This is a genomic window from Achromobacter sp. GW823-FHT04E03, from assembly GCF_058796095.1.
This window is the reverse complement of record NZ_JBXAIJ010000001.1, coordinates 967,325-988,616: the sequence shown is the minus strand read 5'-3', so window position 1 is coordinate 988,616 and position 21,292 is coordinate 967,325. Positions and strand designations below refer to the sequence as shown.

Here is a 21,292-nt window from a genome sequence, read left to right as displayed (position 1 = left end):
GCACGCGCCGAAGGGCCGCCAGCATAGCAGCCGGCGCGGGCCCGACCGGTAACAATCGGCGTGCGATCAGCGGAAGCGGCGCGCGCCTAGCGGTCCACGGGCAGGTACAGGGTCTCCTTGATTTCCTCCATGACCACGTAGCTGCGCGATTCAGCGGACGCGGGCAGGCGCTTGAGGATTTCGCCGAGGAGACGGCGGTATTCGTTCATTTCGGTCAGGCGGGCCTTGACCAGGTAGTCGAAGTCGCCGGACACCAGATGGCATTCCATGACTTCGGGCACGTACAGCAGCTCTTTCTTGACCTTGTCGAACACGTCGCCGGATTTGGCCGACAGCTTGATCTCCAGGAAGACGAGCAGGTTCTTGCCCAGCGCCGCCGGATTGACGCGCGCATGGTAACCCGTGATGACGCCTTCGCGCTCCATGCGCTTGACGCGGTCGGAGCAGGGGGTGGCGGACAGGCTGATCCGGTCGGCCAGTTCGGTCACGGAAATGCGGCCTTCCCGCTGCAGGATATCCAGGATTTTCAGGTCGATACGGTCTAGCTCGCGCATTTCACTTTTGGCGATCGAAAAACAGGAGGCGGCCGGGAAAAAGCACTGGCAAAGCAAAATCTTCAGTGCTTTTCACTGCTGAGAGGCCCATAGACTACCGAAATTCCTGAACAAAACCAATCACCGGAAAGAATCATGCACGTCATCGTCCTCGGCAGCGGCGTCATCGGCACCACCACCGCCTACTATCTGGCCCGTCAAGGCGCCAAAGTCACGGTGCTGGACCGCCAGCCTTCGGCGGCGCAAGAGACCAGCTACGCCAACGCCGGACAGGTTTCGCCGGGCTATTCCACGCCGTGGGCCGCGCCCGGCATTCCGCTGAAGGCCATCAAGTGGCTGTTCCAGAAACACGCTCCGCTGGCCATACGCCTGGACGGCAGCCTGTTCCAGCTGAAATGGATGGCGTCCATGCTGGCCAACTGTTCTGCCGAACGATACTCGGTGAACAAGGAGCGCATGCTGCGCCTGTCCGAGTACAGCCGCGATTGCCTGCGCGAACTGCGCCAGTCCACCGGCATCCACTACGAAGAACGCACCCGCGGCACCTTGCAGCTGTTCCGCACCGAGGCCCAGCTGGAAGCCGCGCGCCGCGACATCGCGGTGCTGGAAGAAGTGGGCGTACCCTACGAACTGCTGGACCGCAACCGCCTGGTGACGGCCGAGCCCGCCCTGGCGCGCTCGCTGCACAAGCTGAGCGGCGGCCTGCGCCTGCCCAACGACGAAACCGGCGACTGCCAACTGTTCACGACGCGCCTGGCCGAAATGGCCAAGGGCCTGGGCGTGGAATTCCGTTACGGCCAGACGGTGTCGGGCCTGAACACGGCCGGCGGCCAGATCACCGGCGTGCGCGTGGGCAATGAAGTCCTGACCGCCGATCGCTATGTCGCCGCCTTCGGCAGCTACACGCGCGACTTCCTCAAGCCGCTGGGCCTGGACCTGCCGGTGTATCCGCTCAAGGGCTACTCGCTGACCATCCCCATGGCGGACGAATCGGCCGCGCCGGTTTCTACCATCCTGGACGAAACCTACAAGATCGCCGTCACGCGTTTCGACCAGCGCATCCGCGTGGGCGGCATGGCCGAGATCGCGGGCTTCGACCTGCGCCTGAAGGAGGCCCGCCGCAAGACGCTGGAACTGGTCGTCAACGACCTGTTCCCGGGCAGCGGCCACGTGGCCCAGGCCGAGTTCTGGACCGGCCTGCGTCCCATGACGCCGGACGGCACGCCGGTGGTCGGTGCGACCCGCTACGGCAACCTGTACCTGAACACCGGCCACGGCACGCTGGGCTGGACCATGGCCTGCGGCTCGGGCAAGCTGGTGGCCGATCTGGTCATGGGCCAGCGTCCCGCCATCCGCACCGACGGCCTGGGCCTGTCGCGCTATGACCGCAAGGCGGCGTCCAGCCAGTCGCTGGTGCTGGACGGCAAGAGCGCCTGATTCCGCTTGCGGCAAGCCGGCGGCGATTCTTCCGGATATCGCCGCCGGGACTGCGCATGGGCCATCTACAATGGCCCGCATGATCCATTTCCTGCACACCGCCGACTGGCAGATCGGCCGACAATACGGCCAGTTTGAAACCGACGATGCCGCCATGCTGGCCGAGGCCCGCTTCGACGTCGTCGCCCGCATCGCTGCGCTGGCCGCAGAGCGCGGCGTGGACGCCGTGCTGGTGGCGGGCGATGTGTTCGACACGCAGGGCGTGTCGGACCGCACGATACGCCGCCTGTTCGCGGCCATGGCCGCTTACACCGGCCCCTGGGTCATGATCGCCGGCAACCACGACGCCGCGCTGGCCGACAGCGTCTGGAGCCGGGCGATGCAGTTGGGCTGCATCCCTTCCAACGTGCATGTTCCGCTGCGCACCGGCGTGGTCGATCTGGCGGCGATCAATCTCGCCGTGCTGGCCGCGCCCCTGACGCAACGCCATACCTACGACGACGTGACCCAGGCCTTCGACGCGCTGGAAACCGAAGCCGGCCGCATCCGCGTGGGCCTGGCGCACGGCAGCGTGGCGGGCCGCCTGCCGGACACCATCGATGCCACCAATCCCATCGCGCCGGACCGCGCGGTTCGCGCGCGGCTGGACTATCTGGCGCTGGGCGACTGGCACGGCTGTCTGTCCATCGACGAGCGCACCTGGTACGCCGGCACGCCGGAGCAGGACCGCTTCCGCGGCAACGAACCGGGGTACGCGCTGCATGTGCGCATCGAGGCGCCGGGCGCCACGCCCGCCGTCGAGCGGCTGGCTACGGGCAAGTACCGCTGGTCGGCCTGGTCGGAAACGCTGAGCCTGCCCTCGGACGCGCAGGCGCTGGCCGCGCGCATGGCCGAGCTGCGCGCCGAGGATGTGCTGCGGCTGGACCTGCAAGGGCACGTCAACATGGAAACCTGGGAAGCGCTGCAACGCGCCGTGGACCAGGCCGCGGCGCAGGTGCGTGCGCTGCTGCCGGACCTGTCCGGCCTCATGCTGGAACCGGACGAAGCCGACCTGGCCGAACTGCGCGCCAGCGGCTACGTGGGCGAAGTTGCGGCGCAATTGCAGGCATTGCAAGCCGACCCGGAACAATCTGCGGTTGCGGGCGAGGCATTGCGGCTGCTGCTGCGGTTCCAGCGCGAAAGCGCCGCGCCGGGAGCCGCCAAATGAAGCTCTCGCGCATCGCCCTGGAAGAATTCCGCAAGTTCCGCCAGCCCATGGCGCTGGAAGGGCTGCAGGACGGCCTGAACCTGTTCGTGGGCCCGAACGAAGCCGGCAAGAGCACCGTGGCCGCGGCCATCCGTTCCGCCTTTCTTGAACGCTACAGCACCAGCAAGGTCGCTGACCTGGCGCCGCACGGCGAGTCCGGCGCGCGACCCAGCGTGGAACTGGAATTCACGCATGCCGGACACAGCTATGTGCTGAAGAAGCAATTCCTGTCGCGCGCGCGCTGCGAACTGTTGATCGATGGCGGCGCGCAACGGCTGGACGGCGAAGAGGCCGAGAACGCGCTGGCCGCATTGCTGGGCTTTGAACTGCCGGGACGCGGCCAGAGCAAGCCGGACCTGGCGGGCATACCGGGCCTGTTGTGGATTCAGCAGGGCGACGGCCAGAATCTGCAGGAAGCGGCCGGCCATGCGGGCGCGCATCTGCGTGAGGCCTTGACGCAGCTGTCCGGCGAGCTGGCTTCGGGCGATGGCGACCGCCTGTACGAGCGCGTGGCCGCCGAACGCGGCGCGCTGCTGGACGCGCGCAATGGCCGCCCCAAGGGCGTCTACAAGGAAGCCGAAGATGCGCTGACGCGCGCCGCGGCCGAACGCGACGAGTGCGCGCAGGCCATGGCGCAGCTGAACGCCGACGTGGACCGCCTGGCCGAATTGCGCCGCGACCACGAGCGCGCCCAGGCCGGCGAGCCCTGGAAGGACTTCGAAGCCAAGGCGGCCGAGGCGCGTGCGCGCCTGGCGGCCCTGGCCAAGGAGCGCGAAGCCTTCGAAGGGCTGCGCCGCGAACAGGCGCAAGCCGCGCAAACGCTGGCGCTGTTGCAGGACCAGGTCCGGCGCGACCAGCAGGACGAGGCCGAACTCCAGTCGCTGGCCAGCGAGGCCCGCGCCGCGCGCGCCCGGGTCGAGGCCGCGCGCGAACCGCTGGCGCGCGCCCAACAGCAGCGCCAGGCGCATGCGGCCGCGGTGGACGCGGCGCGCCAGCGCGTTACTTCGGTGCAGGCCGTGGCCGACCGGCGCGACCTGGAGCATCAACTGCTCCAGCTGGGCGTGGAGATCGAACGCCTGGACGGCGCATTGAAGGAAGTCACCGCATTGATCGAGCAGGGCTCCGCGCTCAAGGCCGAGACGATGCGGATCGAAATCGCCGACGCCGACATCGAAGCCCTGCGCAAGAGCGAACGCGAACTGGCCAACCTGCAATTGCAGCAGCAGGCCAGCGCCACGCGCCTGTCCTATCAGCTGGAAGCGGGCGGCCGGGCGCTGCTGGACGGCCGGATGCTGAGCGGCGCGGACGAGGTCCTGCTGACGGCGGCCGCCGAACTGGAGCTGCCGGGCGTGGGGCGCTTGCGCATCGAGCCGGGCGGCAAGGACTTGCCCGCGCTCAAGCGCGAAATCGATGCGGCTCGGGCGGCCAGCGCGGCCTTGCTGCAACGCCTGGACGTCGAGAGCCTGGCGCAGGCCGAGCAACGCTACGCCCGCCATGGCGCCTTGCTGCGCGAGCTGGACGGCATGCGCAAGACGCTGGGCATCCATGCGCCCAAGGGCGTGGACGTTCTGCGTGGCCAGCGCGACGACGCGTTGGCGCGTCGCGTGCAATTGCAGGAACGTTTGGACAAGCTGCCAGCTGCGCCGCAGGCGGACGGCGGCGGCGATCTGCCCGGGGCGCTCCAGGCCCTGCGCGAGGCCGAGGCGGTTTCGGCGCAGGCCGAGACCGCGCTGGCCGCCGCACAGCGCACCATGGACACCGACGGCGCGCGCGCCCAATTGCTGGAAAACCAGGCGGCGGCGCGCAGCGCCGAGCTCCAATCGCCCGAGCGCGCGACGCAGCGGCAGGCCCGCGCAGGCAGGCTCGCCGAGGTCCGCAGCAGCCACGACGAACTGGAGCGCCGCGTGCGCGAGGCGCAGGCGGCATTGGCTGGCCACCGTCCCGAGCTGGTCGAACAGGATGTGCAGCGCTACGAGAAGTCCGCCGCGATCGAGCGCGAGGCGCAGCACAAGCGCCACGGCGAAATCCTGCAGTTGCAAGGCAAGCTGGACCAGGCGGGCGCTCAAGGGCTGGGCGAACGCCTGTCTGAAGCAGAGGCCGCCTGCGAACGCCTGGAACGGCGGCGCGACGACTTCGCCCGCCGCGCCGCTGCGCTGGAACTCCTGCAAAAGCTGCTGGCAGACAAGCGCGCGGCGGCGACGCAACGCCTGCAAGCGCCGCTGGCGCGCCGGCTGAACCACTACCTGGCGCTGCTGTTTCCGGAAGCCGACCTGCGACTGGACGATGCCTTGCTGCCTGCCGCGCTGCGCCGCGCGGGCGGCGAGGACCAGCTGTCCGCGCTCAGCTTCGGCACGCGCGAACAACTGGGCATCCTGGCCCGCTTCGCCTATGCCGATCTGCTGCGCGAAGCAGGGCGGCCGACGCTGCTGCTGCTCGACGACGCGCTGGTCCACACGGACGACGCGCGGCGCGACTTCATGAAGCGCGCGCTGTTCGACGCGGCCACGCGGCATCAGATCCTCATGTTCACCTGCCATGGCGAAGCGTGGCGCGACATGGGCGTGGAGCAGCGGCGCATCGCTTGACCGCGCCGCGCGCAGCCGGTAGGCTACGCCCCATGCCTGACCACACGCTCCTCGCCGATTCCGCATCCGCTGCCCGCGCAGCGGATACGCGTGCGCGTGTGCTGTCCCGGCGCTCCGCAGTTTCCCCCGGTTTTTCTCCTGTCGTGTCCACGGTGGTATCGCCGCCGGTCGCGCCGCCTTGCGGCGTGGTCTCGGGTGCTTACCCGCCTAGCGCGGTCGTCGTCGGCTGACGCCGTCCGCAACGCGACTCCAGCCTTTTTTCAAAAAGCTTCGTCAGACGTCCTGATGCATATTGCATCCGTCTAGCGCATGCTTATGCCCGCTTGCGCGGGCGGGGCTGGAGCCTGTTCATACCCCGACAGGTAGAAACCTCATGTCTTTCGATAGATCTGCGTGGACCTCCTATGGCTCCACTTCCTTGTTCGTGCTGCTGTGGAGCGGCGGCGCGATTTTCGCCAAGTGGGGGCTGTCCCACGCCTCCGCCTTCGGCTTCCTGCTGTTGCGCTTCATCCTGGCGCTGGCCGCACTGATGCTGTTGTGCGCGTGGCGGCGGCGCTGGCTGCCAGAGCCTGGCACGCGTCTGACGGTCGCGGCCACTGGCCTGCTGCTCATCGGCGGCTACTCCATCTGCTATCTGCTGGCGCTGGACCACGGCATCACGCCGGGCGTGCTGGCCACGCTGCTGGGCGCGCAGCCCATTCTGACGTTGGCGGTGATGGAAAGGCGTTACTCATTGCCGCGCGTGGCGGGCCTCGGCCTTGCCTTGTGCGGGCTGGTGATGGTGGTCTACCAGAGCATAGGCATGGCGCGTTTTTCCGCGGCCGGCATGGCCTACGCGCTGGCCGCGCTGCTTTGCATGACCAGCGGCGCGATGCTGCAGAAACGCGTGCGCCAGGCGCCCATGGACGTCATGCCGTTGCAGTACTTCGTCAGTCTGGCGTTGTGCCTGCTGTTCGTGCCATTCCAACCGATCCGCGTGGAGTGGGTGATCGGTTTCATCCTGCCGCTGATCTGGATGGGCCTGGTGATCTCGGTGGGCGCGACCCTGCTGTTCTACCGCATGATCCAGGCTGGCAACCTGGTCAATGTCACCAGCCTGTTCTATCTGGTGCCGGCCGGCACGGCAGCCCTGGATTACCTCATCCTGGGCAACCGGTTGTCGGCGTTGAGTCTGGGCGGGATGGCGACGATCCTGCTGGGCCTGATGCTGGTGTTGCGCAGTCCGGCGCCAGCGGCGAAAGCGGTGCAGACCTGACCGCTGCCAGTTGAGGCATGACCCCGCGAGCGGATTTGAGTGCGCCCGCGGGGCAACTCATTGGGTCGCGGGTTTTCCCCAGGTATCGAAGAAAAATACCAAGTAGTATGTTCTCATCCAGCCAATTAAATACTCGTTAGTATGTTGCTGGAGACAACGATGTCCGTGATCTGGAATCCCCCGCTCGACCCGCAGGCAAGCGCCTGGCGCGACAAGGCCGCCGACCTGACCGCGCGGGCGTTCGCGCCGGCGGCCGCCGCCATAGACCGGGAACAACGCTATCCCGTGGAGCACCTGGCGCCGTTGCGGGAAAGCGGGATCTCGGGACTCTTCATTCCGGCCGAGTACGGTGGCGCGGGCGCATCGCTGACCTCGCTGGTGGCGGTGGTGGAAACCGTGGCCCAGGGCTGCGCCTCCACGGCCGCCATCCTGGCGGCGCTGTCGCTGGGCGCGTTTCCGGTCATCCTGGGAGGTACCGCCGAACAGAAGATGGTGCTGCTGGGCGGCCTGGCGCGCGACGGCCACGCGGTCAACTTCGCCCTGAGCGAGCGCGGCGCCGGTTCGGATGCGGCGGCCCTGTTGACCACGGCCGTGCCCGAGGGCGACGGATGGCGCATCCGGGGCGAAAAATGCTGGCTGGGCAACGGCGGGCATTCGCGCCATTTCATCGTGTTCGCCCGCACGGGCGAGCCGGGGGCGCGCAACAACATAAGCGCATTCGTGGTCGACCGCGACGCAAGCGGCGTGGTGGTAGACCACTACGAAGACAAGATGGGCATACGCGGCACCACCACCACGAACCTGAAACTGGACACCTGGGTCGGCGCTGAAAGCGTGGTCGGGACGCTGGGAGAAGGGCTGAAGCTCGCCTTGGCGACCTTGAGCATCGGCCGCGTGGTGGTGGCGGCCCAGGCCAACGGTATCGCCTTGTGCAGCTATGCCGAGGCGCGAGACTTCGCGGTGCAGCGCCAGACCTTCGGGCGCAGCATCATCGACCACCAGGGCGTGGGCTTCAAGCTGGCCGACGCCGCCACCGCGCTGTCGTCCTCGCGGATGATGACCTACGAAGCCGCGCGCGCCTACGACGCCGGGCAGGACATCGGCACGCTGGGCGCGATGGCCAAGCTGCTGGCCAGCGAAACCTCGCACAGCGTGGTGGACGACGCGATGCAGATTCTCGCCGGACGCGGCTATGTGAAGCCCAGCGCGGTGGAACGCTGCTACCGGGACCAGCGCATCACCGAAATCTACGAAGGCACCTCCGAAATCCAGCGCGTGGTCCTGGCCCGCGCCATCAAGAAAAGCGCAGGCGCTGCGGCGCAGCGCGGGGAGTTCGCATGAAAGCCAAGACTGCCATTCCTTATGACGAGATGCCCCTGCGGCAAGTGGAGCTGCTGGACGCGGCCGCGCATGCCTTCACCGAAATGGGATTCGCGGCGACCACGATCGATTCGGTCGCCGACCTGATCGGCGTCACGAAAGGCAGCGTCTATTACTACTACCGCAGCAAGACCGACCTGTTCTTCGCCGTGCACCGGCGCGCCATGCAGTTGAACCTGGACACGGTGACGCCGCTGGCGGAGGACGAGGCCGCGTCGCCGCCTCAGCGGCTCTGGAACATGGCCCACGCCCACACGCATCTGATGATGGCGCACCTGCCGTACCAGCGCGTCACCGTGCAGGGCGTCGAACTGCACCTGGCCGGACGCACCACGGCGAACCAGCGTGCCGAGCTGGAAGAACTGGTGCGGCAGCGCGACCGCTACGAGTCGCTGTTCCGCAGCGTGGTCGAGGCGGGCATGGCGACCGGAGACTTCCGGCGCGGTCCGCCGGCCTTGCAGGTCAAGCCGCTATTGGGCGCCTTGAACTGGACCACCATGTGGTATCGCCCCAGGGCCGGCGAATCCGAAGCGGATCGCGAAGCCATCGCGCGCGACATCGCGGATTTCGCTGTCGCGTCCATGCAATCCCTGCTGCCCGGTTCCGTGGCGGTCCCCACTGGAGTGAATGGCCATGCATGACATGCAATCCGAGGAACGCGGCTGGCGCGCGGTTTCCGAGTGGTATCACGCATTCTTCACCGGCATCGTCCTGTCGGCCGTGACGCGCCGCGGCACGGCGCGCGCGGCCGAACTGGTCTACGAGATCTTCTGCCGCCAGCGCAACGAGCGCTTCCTGCCGGGCCTGAAGAAGCTGGGCATCGCGCATCTGCCGCCCGCGGTGGCGGCGGCGCAGTACCACTACCTCTCCAACCATATCGGCGGCGTGGCGGTGCAGTACATGTACGAGTCCGACCGCAAGGCCTGGATACGCTATTCCGCGCCGCGCTGGATCTGGTCGGGCACCGCGCTGTGCGCGATACCGTCGGAGGTGTCGCGCGCCATGCTGGCGGGCTGGCATGCGCAGAACGGCGTGTCGCTCAACAATCCGCGGCTGGGTTTCGTATGCACCAAGCAGGCTGTCGACGGCCAGTCTGGGCTGGAGGGCTACTACTACGAGTACGACCGCGACCTGCAGCCGCATGAACGCCTGCGCTTCAGCCGCAATGAGGACGCGCCCGATTTCGACGCCGCTGCCGCACCGACGCTGCCCACCGTGGATTGGCCCGCGACGCGCCTGGCCAAGGCCAGCCGCAACTACGCCATGGAGTACGTGCGCAGCGCCTTGCCCGTAGCGGTGAACCTGTGGGGGCCGGAGGACGCGGCCGCGCTGCTGCACCTGACTGGAAGAATGATAGGCATGCAGTTCTATCACGAGACGGCGCGGGCGCTGGGCGTGGGGCAGGATAGTTCCGCGCTGCAGTTCGGGCGCTTCATGGTGGCGCTGGCGCAAGCACAGGGCGACACGTGCGAGTTGAGCGAAACGGCGGAAGGCGTGCGTGTGACGCAACACGGCTGGAACCTGATGGACGCTGTGGCCGATGCGCACCCCTGCGTGGCGCAAGCCTGGAACGGCCTGCTGGAAGGCGCGCTGGATGCGCACAATCACCGGCTTGCGCTGCGCATGAAAACGCAGGCGGGCGCGCAGGGCAGGGAATTCAGCTGGCTGATCGCCCGCACTTCGGCCTGAGCCTGAAATCGAAGGAGACAGACTATGCATAGCAGCGATACCGGCGGCGCGCTCGCCGGCCTGCGCGTCATCGACGCGTCGCGCGTCCTGGCAGGGCCATTCTGCGGCCAGATGCTGGGCGACCATGGAGCCGACGTAATCAAGATCGAATCGCCGGAAGGCGATGAATGCCGCGGTTTCGGTCCCCCGTTCGTGGACGGCAGTTCGGCCTATTTCCGCGCCGTGAACCGCAACAAGCGCAGCATGGTGCTGGACCTGAACAGCGAAGCCGGCCGCGAGACGTTCTGGCAATTGCTGGAAACGGCCGACGTGCTGATCGAGAACTTCAAGGCCAGCACGCTGCGTGCTTGGGGCGTGGCCGAACCGTCCGCCATCACCGAGCGCTTTCCGCGACTGGTCCATTGCCGCATCACGGGCTTCGGCGACGATGGCCCGCTGGGCGAATTGCCCGGCTACGACGCCGCGGTGCAATCCATGGCCGGCCTGCTCAGCATCAACGGCGAGGCGGGTGGCGAACCCTTGAGGCTGGGCGTGCCGGTGGTGGACCTCACCACCGGCATGAACGCCGCGATCGCCGTGCTGCTGGCCCTGCAGGCCCGGCACCGCACGGGGCGCGGCCAGATGGCGGACGTGTGCCTCTACGATTCCGCGGTGTCGGTGGCGCATCCGTTCCTGGCCAATTACCTGGCGTCGGGCAATACGCCGCGCCCCAGCGGCAACGGGCATCCCAACATCGTGCCCTACAACGTCTACCAGACCCGGACCTGCCCCTTGTTCATCGCGGTCGCCAACGATCGCCTCTTCACCAAGCTGTGTACGCAGTTGGGCATTGCCGACATGGCGCAGGACGAACGCTACAAGTCCAACGGGCAAAGAGTGGTCAACCGCGAAGCCGTGGATGCGGCGCTGGCCCAGGCGTTCGCGCAGGTCGATGGCGAGGCGTTCGGCAAGCAGTTGCTGGCGCAGAACGTACCGGCCGCGCCGATCCTGGACATGGCATCGGTGGCCGCAGCCGCCCATACCGAGCATCGCCAGATGGTGGTCCGGCGCGACGACTACCACGGCCCGGGCATACCGATAAAACTGTCCGGCACGCCGGCGGCCATACGCCGGGGCCCGCCGCGCTTGGGCGAAATGAACGCCGCAACACCGCCGTCAGAGCGGTAAGGCGAACCAGGCAGTACCCATAAAACCAGGAGACTAGACCATGAAAACGATTCGATTCGCGCTGTTGGCATGCGCGCTACTGAACCTGTCCGCGCAAGGCGCGGCGCAGGCCGAGACCTATCCGGGCGACAAGCCCATCAAGATCGTCGCGGCTTTTTCGCCAGGAAGCGCGACCGACACCAGCGCCCGCATCATCGCGGAAGAACTGCGTAAGGACCTGAACGCCAACGTGATCGTCGAGAACAAGCCCGGCGCCCAAGGCCTGATAGGCACCGAGTATGCGGTGCGTTCGCCGGGCGACGGCTACACGCTGACGATCTCCAGCAGTTCGCTGAACTCCATCAATCCGGGGCTGTTCAAGAAGCTTCCCTACGATGCGCAGAAGGACTTCAGCCACGTGTCGCGCCTGACCACCATGCCCATGCTGCTGCTGGTGCGCGCGGACGGTCCGTACAAGGACTTGGCCACGTTCGTGAAGAAGGCGGCCTCGGGTTCCTTGAACTACGGCTACGGCTCGCCGGGCGGGCAGGTCGGCGCGGCGGCGTTCAACCGCATTGCCGGCGTGCGCGCGGAAGGCGTGCCGTACAAGAGCCAGCCCCCGGCGTTGACGGACCTGGCAGGCGGGCAGGTCGATTACGTGATGGCGGACCTGTCGGTCGCCACGCCGCTGCTGCGCGGCGGCAAGCTGCGGGCGCTTGCCATCAGCACCGAGCGCCGCTTGCCGGACCTGCCGGATGTGCCAACCTTTGCCGAAACGGAATATAAGGATTTCGACCTGGTGGTATGGGTAGGCCTGGCCGGTCCCGCCGGCATCCCCCAGCCTATACTGGAGCGCTTGAACAAGGCGGTGAACGACGCGCTGGCGCGTCCCGAGGTGCAGCAGAAGTTCGCCGCCCTGGGCATGACGGCCGCGCCGAACACGCAGGCGCAACAGCAGGCTTTCGTGGAGGCGCAACTGGGCACCTGGGGCCGCCGCATGCAGGAAGCGAACATCAAGCCGGAGTAGGCGGCTTTTCGCCCCGGCTGCGCCGGGGCTGCGGTTATGCGTAGGCGGCGCTGTCCTGGCCGTCCCAGTGCCCGCTGACCAATTGCTCGGGCCGGCTCTGCGCCACCACCCGCGCGCAGGCGGCCCAGGCGTCCAGGCGGACGCTCAGGCCGGCGTAGATGCCGTGGCCCGCGCCGGCCTCGATCACGCCTTCGGCCTGCACGCCTTCGCCTGCCCGGATCGCGCCTTCGGCGCGGATGTCCTCGCCGGCGATCAGGCCCCAGCCGGAAGCGAGGTGCTCGCCGCACTGGATGGAGCCCCCGGCCTGGATGCCGCAGGCGGCGTCGATTTCCTTTTCGGCGCGCACGTCGCCGCCGGCCTTGATGCCCTGGCCGCATTTGATGGCGCCTTGCGTCTGGATGTCCTGCCCGGCATGCAGGTGGCCGGTCACGGCCAGGTCCTGGCCGGCGCAGATGTCCCACTTGGCGCGCACATTGCCGCCGCAGTCCAGGCGCGTGGCGGTTTCGATGCCCCAATCGGCGCTGATGTCACCGCCTGCGCGCAGGTTGCCGCCGCTGGCGATGTTGGCGTTGGCGGTGATGTTCTCGCCCGCCTGGATGGTTTCGCCGGCGCGGATGCCGCCGCCCGTGACGATGCTGCGCCCGGCGCGCACCACGCTGTCCACATTGATGCCCATGCGCACTTCCAGCGTGCCGGCGAACACGATGGCATTGGCGTCGACCGAATCCAGCCGCAGCACCGCGTCGGTGGGGCCGAACTGGTCCAGCAGCCAGCAGGCGTCGCTGACGCGGCCGTCAGCGACCAAGGCGTCAAGCACGGCCTGGTAGTCTCCCTGGCCGTTGTGGTCGCGGATGAACCATTTGTAGCCGCCCGCGCAGGGGTTCTTGGCTTTGACGAAGTTCTTGGTGAGTTGCATGGCGCTTGAATAGGTCGGTGCGTGGCCTGGCCGCAAGCCTGCGTTGGCGTTGCGGATCGAGGGACGAGACGCGGATCCCGGCCACGCGGCAGGGCGTCCGCCGGCCGGCAGCAAGGCTGCCGGATGCGCGAATGTGCGCAGGCAGCCGGCGGCGGGCCGGTGCAGGAATCAGAAAGGGGAAAAGCGGGCGATTAGCCGGGCTTGGAGCGCGCGTAGGCGGAGCGCGCGGCGACTTCCTGCGAGCTCAACAGGGTCGAGCGCAGGGCGCAAAGCGCGCAGGCGGCGCAGGGAGGGGGAGAAAGATGGGATCGCACGGTCGCACATGCTACCACCGGGGCGATTGCAGTCAAGCGCAGCCCTTGGAACGTTGGGGGCGCAAGGCGGGCGCGAAAAAAAACCGGCCTGGGAAACAGGCCGGCCTTGGGGCGGCGCCGGACCGGGCCGGCGCGCTGTCCGCTGACGATCAGTTGGTCGACTGGATGTTGCGTTCCTTGGCGATGCGTTGGCGCAGTTCCAGCTCGCGCTTGATCTGGGCGGCGTATTCGGCGGGCGTGTTGCCGTCCACCAGCGAGCCGCCGTCGGCCAGGCGCTGCACGATCTTCGGATCCTTGAGCGCCTTGACGGTGGCGTCATGGATGCGGTCGACCACCGCCTGCGGGGTGCCGGCGGGCGCTACCAGGCCGTACCAGGCCATGTTGTCCATTTCCGGCAGGCCGCCTTCGGAGAAGGTCGGCACGTCCGGCAGCGCGGGCAGGCGCTTGGGCGCGGCCACGGCCAGGGCGCGCAGCTTGCCGGCCTGGATGTGGGGCATGGACGAGGGCAGGTTGTCGAACTGGGCGTTGACCTGGCCGGCGATCACGTCATTGAGGGCCGGACCCGAACCGCGGTACGGCACGTGCACCATGTCGGTCTTGGTCAGCGACTTGAAGAGCTCGCCGTCCAGGTGGCCGATGCCGCCCGCGCCCGAGGACGCGTAGGCGTACTTGCCGGGGTTGGCCTTCAGCAGGGCAATGAACTCGGCCAGGGTCTTGGCCGGCACGGCAGGGTTCACCGTCAGCACGTTGGGAACGTTCACCATATTGGTGATGGGGACGAAGTCCTTCAACGGGTTGTACGGGTTCTTGGGGTTGGTGGCCGGGTTGGTGGCCATGGTGCTGACGGTGGCCACGCCCAGGGTGTAGCCGTCGGGCGTGGACCGCGCCACGGCATCGGCGCCGATCGAGCCGCCGCCGCCGCCTCGGTTCTCGACCACCACGGCCTGGCCGAGCTCGCGGGTCAGGCCTTCGGCGACGATGCGCGCGACGATGTCGGTGGTGCCGCCCGCGGCGAACGGGACGATCAGGCGGATGGGTTTGTTGGGGTAGGGGTCGGCTGCCTGCGCGGCGGTGGTGAGGCAGAGGCCGGCGATGGCGGCGGCCAGGACGGCCTTGGCTTGGGACAGCATGGTCAAGAGTCTTCTCCAGATTATTTGAATTTCCGACCCGGCCGGCTTCTTGGGCCGGCGTCGGTGAAGCCTGCCGCGCCCGGATGCTGGCGCGGTGGATGCTTCGTGGGCGCCATTCCACACAGTAAATATCCGTCGGTCAACCCGGATAGACCCTGGCTTGTCCAGGGTTATTTTTTTACGGCGCCGTTGCCCGGAGAAGACGGCAATAGGCGAAAAAATCCAATGCTGACAAAGACATGAACAGCTTCCGGAATATTTCAATTGCGCAAGGATTGCGCATCTATCTTGCTGTCATCCGCATCGTAAACACATAAATCTCTGCATAACTTACAAGAATCTGATATTTTTCGTATGAGATTCTTGGCCGGTCTTGCAAGAAAGCTATTGCGTTTGTTTCTGTCTGCGCCGTTCAATGGCGTTGGTTGATGCCCCCCGCGGGGCAACGTGTAGTGCAGCGACGCACCGGGCCAGGGTTCCGTCCGTTTTTCAATCCCCGGTCTGTTCGTCTTTCGCTGCCTTGCGCTGGCGGGAGGGGGCCCGGACACTCTCGGAACGCCATGTCGCTGATCCTGATCCTCGCTCTGCCGTTTGCCGGCAGCCTGTGCGCCGCGCTTCTGCCATCCAACGCCCGCAATGCCGAGGCCTGGCTGGCGGGCCTCATCGCACTGGTCTGTGTGGTGCTGGTCATCAGCCTCTATCCCGAGGTCGCCAACGGCGGCGTGGTCCGCTTCGACATGCCCTGGGCGCCCGCCCTGGGCCTGCAGTTCACCCTGCGCATGGACGGCTACGCCTGGCTGTTCGCGCTGATCGTCTCCGGCATGGGGGCGCTGGTGGTGCTGTATGCGCGCTACTACATGTCGCCGGAAGATCCGGTGCCGCGCTTTTTCTCCTTCTTCCAGGCCTTCATGGCCGCCATGCTGGGCGTGGTGCTGTCGGGCAACCTGATCCAGCTGGTCATGTTCTGGGAAATGACCAGCCTGGCGTCCTTCATGCTGATCGCCTACTGGCATCACCGCCTGGACGCCCGCCGCGGCGCGCGCATGGCGCTGACGGTCACAGGCGGCGGCGGGCTGTGCCTCTTGGCCGGCGTCCTCATCCTGGGCCATATCGTCGGCAGCTATGACCTGGACCGCGTGCTGGCCGCGGGCGATCTGGTGCGGGCCGACCCCTGGTATCCGGCCGTCCTGATCCTGGTGGCGCTGGGCGCGCTGACCAAGAGCGCGCAGTTCCCGTTCCATTTCTGGCTGCCCAACGCCATGGCGGCGCCCACGCCGGTATCCGCCTACCTGCATTCGGCCACCATGGTGAAGGCCGGGGTGTTCCTGCTGGCGCGCTTCTGGCCGGTGCTGTCGGGCACCGACGAATGGTTCTGGATCATCGGCGGGGCGGGGCTGATCACGCTGGTGCTGGGCGCGTACGCCGCCATCTTCCAGCAGGACATGAAAGGGGTGCTGGCGTACTCCACCATCAGCCACCTGGGGCTGATCACGCTGCTGCTGGGCCTGAACAGCACGCTGGCGCTGGTGGCCGCCATCTTCCACATGATCAACCACGCCACTTTCAAGGCCTCGCTGTTCATGGCGGCGGGCATCGTGGACCACGAGACCGGCACGCGCGACCTGAGCCGTTTGTCCGGCCTGTACAAGGCCATGCCGATCACCGCCACGCTGGCCATGGTGGCGGCTGCGTCGATGGCGGGGGTGCCGCTGCTCAACGGCTTCCTGTCCAAGGAAATGTTCTTCGCCGAGACCACCTTCGTCAGCGGCGACCGCATCACCGAGATCGGCCTGCCCCTGGTGGCCACCATTGCGGGCGCGTTCAGCGTGGCCTATTCGCTGCGCTTCATCCTGCAGGTGTTCTTCGGCCCCCCGGCCACCGACCTGCCGCGCGCCCCGCACGAGCCGCCGCGCTGGATGCTGTTCCCCAGCGCGCTGCTGGTGGCGATCTGCCTGCTGGTGGGCGTGGTGCCGGGCCTGACGGTCGGCCCGTTCCTGGCGACCGCGGCCCAGAGCATCCTGGGTCAGGACATGCCGGAGTACAGCCTGGCCGTCTGGCACGGTTTGAACCTGCCTTTGGTCATGAGCCTGGTTGCGACCACGGCCGGCATTCTGCTTTATCTCGCCCTGCGCGCCCATCAGCGCGCCAATCCGGGCCGGGTGCCGTTCATCTACCGCCTGGACGGCCGCCGCAGCTTCGAGGCGCTGCTGGACGGCTCCAGCGTGGCCGCGGCCTGGCTGCTGCGCTGGCTGGCGTCCTCGCGCCTGCAGGTGCAGATGCTGCTGATCGTGCTGGGTACGCTGTTCGTGGCCTGGCTGCCGCTGCGCGCGGGCGGCTGGCTGGATGGCTCGGGCCGCATGACGCCGATCGATCCGGCCTTCGCGCTGCTGTGGCTGGTGGGCGCGGGCTGCGCGCTGGCCGCCGCCTTCCAGGCCAAGTACCATCGCCTGGCGTCGCTGGCGCTGGCGGGCGGCGCCGGCCTGATCACCTGCCTGACCTTCGTCTGGTTCTCGGCGCCCGACCTGGCGCTGACCCAGCTGTCGGTCGAGGTCGTGACCCTGGTGCTGTTGCTGCTGGGCCTGCGCTGGCTGCCGCGGCGCATTGCGCAGGATGAAGACGAGAGCCTGAAGGCCACGCTGCGGGCTCGCGGGCGGCGTCTGCGCGACCTGTTGCTGGCAGGCGCCGCGGGCACCGGCATGGCCGCACTGGCCTATGCGGTGCTGGTGCGGCCGCAAGGCGACACCATCTCTTCGTATTTCGTCGACCGTGCGCTGCCCGATGGCGGCGGCACCAATGTGGTGAACGTGATCCTCGTGGACTTCCGCGGTTTCGATACCTTCGGCGAAATCACGGTGCTGGGCATCGTGGCGCTGACCGTCTACGCGCTGCTGCGCCGCTTCCGTCCGGCCGCCGAAAGCGCGGACCTGCCGCGCCAGCAGATCGACCAGGACGGCGGCGTGCCGGCCGCGCCGGACATCAAGTCTCTGGTGCCCACGGGTTCGATGATGGTGCCGACCGTGCTGGTGCGCCTCTTGCTGCCCACCGCCGCGCTGATTTCCGTGTACTTCCTGCTGCGCGGCCACAACGAGCCGGGCGGCGGTTTCGTGGGCGGATTGATCTTCGCCACCGCCGTCATCCTGCAATACATGGTCGGTGGCGTGTACTGGGTGGAGTCGCGCAGCCGCCTCAACCCGCAGAACTGGATCGGCATCGGCCTGTTGTTCGCCGGCACCGCGGCGGTGAGCGCGTGGCTCGCCTACAAGCCTTTCCTGGCGGCGCTGGCCTGGGATGTCGCGCTGCCGCTGATCGGCCACGTGCATCTGTCCAGCGTGCTGCTGTTCGACCTGGGCGTCTACATGCTGGTCGTGGGATCCACCGTGCTGGTGCTGGTGGCGCTGGCCCACCAATCGCTGCGCGCGCAACGCAAGGCTGCCGTCGAAATCCAGGCGGCGGCCGCACAAACAGGGGAAGCCTGATGGAATTGATATACGCCATCGCTATCGGTGTCTTGGCGGGCTCGGGCGTCTGGCTGCTGCTGCGGCCGCGGACCTTCCAGTTCATCATGGGCCTGTCGCTGGTTTCCTACGCGGTGAACCTGTTCATCTTCGGCATGGGCCGGCTGACCTCGGGCCGTCCGCCCGTGGTCGATCCGGCAATGGCCCATGATCCTTCCTGGTATGCGGATCCGCTGCCGCAGGCGCTGGTGCTCACGGCCATCGTGATCGGCTTTGCCACCACCGCGCTGTTCCTGGTTGTGCTGCTGGCCTCGCGTGGCCTCACGGGTACCGACCACGTTGATGGACGGGAGTCCCAATCTTGAATTTTTGGCTGCAACACCTGCCCGTATTGCCCATCGTCACGCCGCTGGCGGCTGGCGCGGCGATGCTCCTGCTGGCGGACACCCGCCGCTACACCCGTGGCGCCATTGCGCTGGTTTCGACGCTGGGCCAACTGGCCGCCGCCATCGCGCTGCTGGTGGTGGCGGGCGGCGGCGTGCCTGGCGTCTGGCCGGACGGGGTGGGGGTCTATCTGGTGGGCGACTGGCCCGCGCCCTTCGGCATCGTGCTGGTGGTCGACCGCCTGGCTGCGGTGATGCTGGCCCTGACCGCGGTGCTGGGGCTGGCGACGCTGGTCTATGCGCTGGCGCGCTGGGACCGCGCCGGAGTGCATTTCCATTCGCTGTTCCAGTTCCTGCTGATGGGCCTGAACGGCGCCTTCCTCACGGGCGACCTGTTCAATCTCTTCGTGTTCTTCGAGGTGCTGCTGGCGGCGTCCTATGGCCTGTTGCTGCACGGCTCGGGCGTGGCGCGCGTGAGCGCCGGCCTGCAGTACATTGCGGTCAACCTGGTGGCCTCGTTCCTGCTGCTGATTAGCATCGCGCTGATCTACGGCGTCACCGGCACGCTGAACATGGCGGACCTGGCGGTGCGCGCCGGCAACCTGGCGGGCGCGGACCGCATGCTGTTCGAGGCGGGCGCGGCCATCCTGGGCGTGGCCTTCCTGGTCAAGGCGGGCGCCTGGCCGCTGAACTTCTGGCTGGTCAAGGGCTACGGCTCGGCTGGCGCCCCGGTCGCGGCCATGTTTTCCATCATGACCAAGGTCGGCATCTACGCGCTGCTGCGCATCGGTTCCTTGCTGCTGCCCACCGGCGCGCCGGCGGCCTTCAGCCTGGATTGGATGTTCGCGGCGGGGTTGGCCACGCTGCTGTTCGGCGGCCTGGGCCTCCTGGCGACCCAGCAGCTGGAAAAGATGGTGGGTTACTGCGTGATCGTGTCGGCCGGCACGCTGTTGACCGCACTGGGCATGCCCGGCGTGACGCTGACGGGACCGGCGCTGTTCTACCTGCTCAGCTCCGTGCTGACCACGGGCGCGTTCTTCCTGCTGGCTGAGTTGATCGAGCGCACCCGCAGCTTCGGCGCCAACGTGCTGGCGGTCACCCTGGACGCATTCGACCTGGACGACCCGGCCTCGGTCAACCGTTCCGACGACGTGGTGGGCGTGGCCATTCCCGCCGCCATGGCCTTCCTGGGCCTGGCCTTCATTTCCTGCGCCTTGCTGGTAACCGGCCTGCCGCCGCTGTCGGGCTTCGTCGCCAAGCTGTCGCTGCTGTCGGCGGCGGTGTCGGCCGCCAACGAATCGGCCGTGCCCATGGACGCCTGGATACTGGTGGCCGCGGTGTTGCTGTCGGGGCTGGCGGGCCTTATCGGCCTGGGCCGCACCGGCATCCGCGTGTTCTGGGCCAGCGATGACCGCAGCACGCCGCGCCTGCGCTTGATCGAAGCCGGGCCGGTGGCCGTGCTGTTGCTGCTGTGCGTGGGCCTGGCGGCCGGCGCCGGCCCCGTGTCGGCCTATCTGGACGACGCGGCACGGTCGCTGGACCAGCCCAAGTCCTATATCGACGCCGTCATGTCCGCGCAGACCGTGCGCGGCCTCAAGGGAGGAAGCTGATGCGCCGCCTCTACTTCCTGTTCCTGCCCGTCTACCTGTTCGTCCTGTGGCTGGTGCTCAACCAGAGCGCGTCCGCGGGCCAGATCGCGCTGGGCATCGCGCTGGCGCTCTGGTTCACCTGGGCGGCGTCGCGCCTGCGGCCGCTGAGGGCCAAGCCGCGCCGCCTGTGGAAGGCGGTGCCGCTGTTCCTGCACGTGACCGCGGACATCATCAAATCCAATATCGCCGTGGCGCGGCTGATCCTGAATCCGCGCCGCAATGACTTTTCGCCCGGGTTCATCATGATCCCGCTGACCATGCGCGACCCGCACGGCCTGGCGATGCTGGCTTGCATCGTCACATACACGCCGGGCACCGTCTGGGTGGACCTGACCGACGACCACAGCCTGAAGCTGCACGTGCTGGACCTGCAGAACGAAGGCGACTGGATCAAGCTGGTGCAGGAACGCTACGAGCGCCCGCTGATGGAGATTTTCGAATGAACAACATACTTTATTGGGCGGCGTCCTTCGCCTTGCTCTGCTTCGCGCTGGGCATGGTCTTCGCCGCCATCCGGCTGCTGCGCGGTCCCACCGCGCAGGACCGCGTGCTGGCCCTGGACACGCTCTACATCAACGGCATGCTGACCATGCTGGTGTTCGGCATCCGCTCCGGCACTTCCGTGTATTTCGACATTGCGCTGCTGATCGCCTTGTTCGGCTTTGTCGGTTCCACCGCCATGGCGCGCTTCCTGCTGCGCGGCGAGGTGATCGAGCCATGATCGACGCCCAGATCCCGCTGTGGGCCGCCATACCCGCGAGCATCCTGCTGGTGCTCGGCGGCCTGCTTGCGCTGACCGGTTCGGCCGGCCTGCTGCGCTTCCGTACCTTTTATGCCCGCATCCATGCGCCCACCTTGGGCAACACCATGGGTTGCGGCTGCGTGCTCGCGGCGTCCATCCTGGTGTTTTCGGCACTGTCCTCGCGGCCTGTGTTTCATGAAGTCATCATCACGCTGCTGCTGATCGTGTCTTCGCCCGTGACCGCCATGCTGCTCATGCGTGCGGCAACCTACCGTAATCGCCTGAGCAAGACCGACGCCGAGCGCGATGCAAGTTAAGGGGAAAGGCAGGGTTTGTTGCGTCGCGTCAATTGAAACGTAGTCTTACGATTTCACGTCGCTGGAC

Annotated in this window: 18 protein-coding genes; 15 read left to right on the top strand and 3 right to left on the bottom strand. The window is 67.5% G+C overall.

Annotation, left to right across the window (positions count from 1 at the left end):
• Positions 1-86: 86 nt before the first annotated feature.
• Positions 87-554 (bottom strand): Lrp/AsnC ligand binding domain-containing protein, encoded by a 468-nt coding sequence (locus AC1RHV_RS04560; protein ID WP_013394098.1) that lies wholly within the window; start codon positions 552-554, stop codon positions 87-89.
• Between the two features lie 135 nt (positions 555-689).
• Here AC1RHV_RS04560 and AC1RHV_RS04555 point away from each other — a divergent pair, with 135 nt between their 5' ends.
• The 9 genes from AC1RHV_RS04555 (at position 690) to AC1RHV_RS04515 (ending at position 12,319) form a co-directional block, all read left to right on the top strand.
• Positions 690-1,991 carry a D-amino acid dehydrogenase gene (locus AC1RHV_RS04555; protein ID WP_492299839.1) on the top strand — a complete coding sequence of 434 codons (1,302 nt, stop codon included), beginning with the start codon at positions 690-692 and terminating at the stop codon, positions 1,989-1,991.
• Between the two features lie 79 nt (positions 1,992-2,070).
• Complete coding sequence (locus AC1RHV_RS04550; RefSeq protein WP_119449677.1) at positions 2,071-3,198, top strand: metallophosphoesterase family protein; 1,128 nt, start codon at positions 2,071-2,073, stop codon at positions 3,196-3,198.
• The gene (locus AC1RHV_RS04545; RefSeq protein WP_119449645.1) at positions 3,195-5,822 is read left to right on the top strand and encodes an AAA family ATPase; all 2,628 of its coding nucleotides are present in this window, start codon (positions 3,195-3,197) and stop codon (positions 5,820-5,822) included. Before AC1RHV_RS04550 ends, AC1RHV_RS04545 begins: the two co-directional genes overlap by 4 nt.
• A 373-nt stretch (positions 5,823-6,195) precedes the next feature.
• A complete protein-coding gene (locus tag AC1RHV_RS04540) occupies positions 6,196-7,077 on the top strand; it encodes a DMT family transporter (RefSeq protein ID WP_492299837.1) in 882 nt (293 codons plus the stop codon).
• Between the two features lie 159 nt (positions 7,078-7,236).
• Positions 7,237-8,418, top strand: a complete 1,182-nt coding sequence (locus AC1RHV_RS04535; RefSeq protein ID WP_119449647.1) for an acyl-CoA dehydrogenase family protein — start codon at positions 7,237-7,239, stop codon at positions 8,416-8,418.
• Complete coding sequence (locus tag AC1RHV_RS04530) at positions 8,415-9,098, top strand: TetR/AcrR family transcriptional regulator (RefSeq protein WP_119449648.1); 684 nt, start codon at positions 8,415-8,417, stop codon at positions 9,096-9,098. The genes AC1RHV_RS04535 and AC1RHV_RS04530 overlap by 4 nt, the downstream gene beginning before the upstream one ends.
• Positions 9,091-10,146 (top strand): hypothetical protein, encoded by a 1,056-nt coding sequence (locus AC1RHV_RS04525; RefSeq protein WP_492299835.1) that lies wholly within the window; start codon positions 9,091-9,093, stop codon positions 10,144-10,146. The genes AC1RHV_RS04530 and AC1RHV_RS04525 overlap by 8 nt, the downstream gene beginning before the upstream one ends.
• Before the next feature lie 24 nt (positions 10,147-10,170).
• On the top strand, positions 10,171-11,313 hold the full coding sequence (locus AC1RHV_RS04520) for a CaiB/BaiF CoA transferase family protein (RefSeq protein WP_125472313.1): 1,143 nt from the start codon (positions 10,171-10,173) through the stop codon (positions 11,311-11,313).
• A 40-nt stretch (positions 11,314-11,353) separates the two neighbouring features.
• Positions 11,354-12,319, top strand: coding sequence for a Bug family tripartite tricarboxylate transporter substrate binding protein (locus tag AC1RHV_RS04515; protein ID WP_054453920.1), 966 nt, complete (start codon positions 11,354-11,356; stop codon positions 12,317-12,319).
• Positions 12,320-12,353: 34 nt separating this feature from the next.
• On the opposite strand, the gene AC1RHV_RS04510 is transcribed toward AC1RHV_RS04515, so the two are convergent.
• Positions 12,354-13,235, bottom strand: coding sequence for a hypothetical protein (locus tag AC1RHV_RS04510; protein ID WP_119449651.1), 882 nt, complete (start codon positions 13,233-13,235; stop codon positions 12,354-12,356).
• Between the two features lie 463 nt (positions 13,236-13,698).
• Positions 13,699-14,679: a Bug family tripartite tricarboxylate transporter substrate binding protein gene (locus AC1RHV_RS04505; protein WP_175163865.1), complete on the bottom strand. Its 981-nt coding sequence runs from the start codon at positions 14,677-14,679 to the stop codon at positions 13,699-13,701.
• Positions 14,680-15,239: 560 nt separating this feature from the next.
• On the opposite strand from AC1RHV_RS04505, the gene AC1RHV_RS04500 reads away from it, so the two are divergent.
• From AC1RHV_RS04500 to mnhG, 6 genes are read left to right on the top strand one after another with little or no spacing between them, the layout of a single operon-like run.
• Positions 15,240-18,155, top strand: a complete 2,916-nt coding sequence (locus tag AC1RHV_RS04500) for a monovalent cation/H+ antiporter subunit A (RefSeq protein WP_054453925.1) — start codon at positions 15,240-15,242, stop codon at positions 18,153-18,155.
• Entirely contained in the window at positions 18,155-18,499 is a 345-nt protein-coding gene (locus AC1RHV_RS04495; protein ID WP_054453926.1) for a Na+/H+ antiporter subunit C, read from the top strand. The genes AC1RHV_RS04500 and AC1RHV_RS04495 overlap by 1 nt, the downstream gene beginning before the upstream one ends.
• Positions 18,496-20,127, top strand: a complete 1,632-nt coding sequence (locus AC1RHV_RS04490) for a monovalent cation/H+ antiporter subunit D (RefSeq protein WP_175181027.1) — start codon at positions 18,496-18,498, stop codon at positions 20,125-20,127. The genes AC1RHV_RS04495 and AC1RHV_RS04490 overlap by 4 nt, the downstream gene beginning before the upstream one ends.
• Entirely contained in the window at positions 20,127-20,609 is a 483-nt protein-coding gene (locus AC1RHV_RS04485; protein ID WP_054453929.1) for a Na+/H+ antiporter subunit E, read from the top strand. Before AC1RHV_RS04490 ends, AC1RHV_RS04485 begins: the two co-directional genes overlap by 1 nt.
• Entirely contained in the window at positions 20,606-20,887 is a 282-nt protein-coding gene (locus AC1RHV_RS04480) for a K+/H+ antiporter subunit F (protein WP_013394078.1), read from the top strand. Before AC1RHV_RS04485 ends, AC1RHV_RS04480 begins: the two co-directional genes overlap by 4 nt.
• Positions 20,884-21,225 (top strand): monovalent cation/H(+) antiporter subunit G, encoded by a 342-nt coding sequence (gene mnhG / locus AC1RHV_RS04475; protein ID WP_054453932.1) that lies wholly within the window; start codon positions 20,884-20,886, stop codon positions 21,223-21,225. The genes AC1RHV_RS04480 and mnhG overlap by 4 nt, the downstream gene beginning before the upstream one ends.
• Positions 21,226-21,292: the final 67 nt, after the last annotated feature.

Bases quoted from the DNA above. Each gene is read 5' to 3' on its own strand.
- AC1RHV_RS04555 (WP_492299839.1), top strand. From the start codon at position 690: ATGCACGTCATCGTCCTCGGCAGCGGCGTCATCGGCACCACCACCGCC.
- AC1RHV_RS04480 (WP_013394078.1), top strand. From the start codon at position 20,606: ATGAACAACATACTTTATTGGGCGGCGTCCTTCGCCTTGCTCTGCTTC.
- AC1RHV_RS04505 (WP_175163865.1), bottom strand. From the start codon at position 14,679: ATGCTGTCCCAAGCCAAGGCCGTCCTGGCCGCCGCCATCGCCGGCCTC.
- AC1RHV_RS04520 (WP_125472313.1), top strand. From the start codon at position 10,171: ATGCATAGCAGCGATACCGGCGGCGCGCTCGCCGGCCTGCGCGTCATC.
- AC1RHV_RS04525 (WP_492299835.1), top strand. From the start codon at position 9,091: ATGCATGACATGCAATCCGAGGAACGCGGCTGGCGCGCGGTTTCCGAG.
- AC1RHV_RS04560 (WP_013394098.1), bottom strand. From the start codon at position 554: ATGCGCGAGCTAGACCGTATCGACCTGAAAATCCTGGATATCCTGCAG.
- AC1RHV_RS04515 (WP_054453920.1), top strand. From the start codon at position 11,354: ATGAAAACGATTCGATTCGCGCTGTTGGCATGCGCGCTACTGAACCTG.
- mnhG (WP_054453932.1), top strand. From the start codon at position 20,884: ATGATCGACGCCCAGATCCCGCTGTGGGCCGCCATACCCGCGAGCATC.
- AC1RHV_RS04530 (WP_119449648.1), top strand. From the start codon at position 8,415: ATGAAAGCCAAGACTGCCATTCCTTATGACGAGATGCCCCTGCGGCAA.
- AC1RHV_RS04550 (WP_119449677.1), top strand. From the start codon at position 2,071: ATGATCCATTTCCTGCACACCGCCGACTGGCAGATCGGCCGACAATAC.
- AC1RHV_RS04545 (WP_119449645.1), top strand. From the start codon at position 3,195: ATGAAGCTCTCGCGCATCGCCCTGGAAGAATTCCGCAAGTTCCGCCAG.
- AC1RHV_RS04485 (WP_054453929.1), top strand. From the start codon at position 20,127: ATGCGCCGCCTCTACTTCCTGTTCCTGCCCGTCTACCTGTTCGTCCTG.
- AC1RHV_RS04500 (WP_054453925.1), top strand. From the start codon at position 15,240: ATGTCGCTGATCCTGATCCTCGCTCTGCCGTTTGCCGGCAGCCTGTGC.
- AC1RHV_RS04495 (WP_054453926.1), top strand. From the start codon at position 18,155: ATGGAATTGATATACGCCATCGCTATCGGTGTCTTGGCGGGCTCGGGC.
- AC1RHV_RS04510 (WP_119449651.1), bottom strand. From the start codon at position 13,235: ATGCAACTCACCAAGAACTTCGTCAAAGCCAAGAACCCCTGCGCGGGC.
- AC1RHV_RS04535 (WP_119449647.1), top strand. From the start codon at position 7,237: ATGTCCGTGATCTGGAATCCCCCGCTCGACCCGCAGGCAAGCGCCTGG.
- AC1RHV_RS04540 (WP_492299837.1), top strand. From the start codon at position 6,196: ATGTCTTTCGATAGATCTGCGTGGACCTCCTATGGCTCCACTTCCTTG.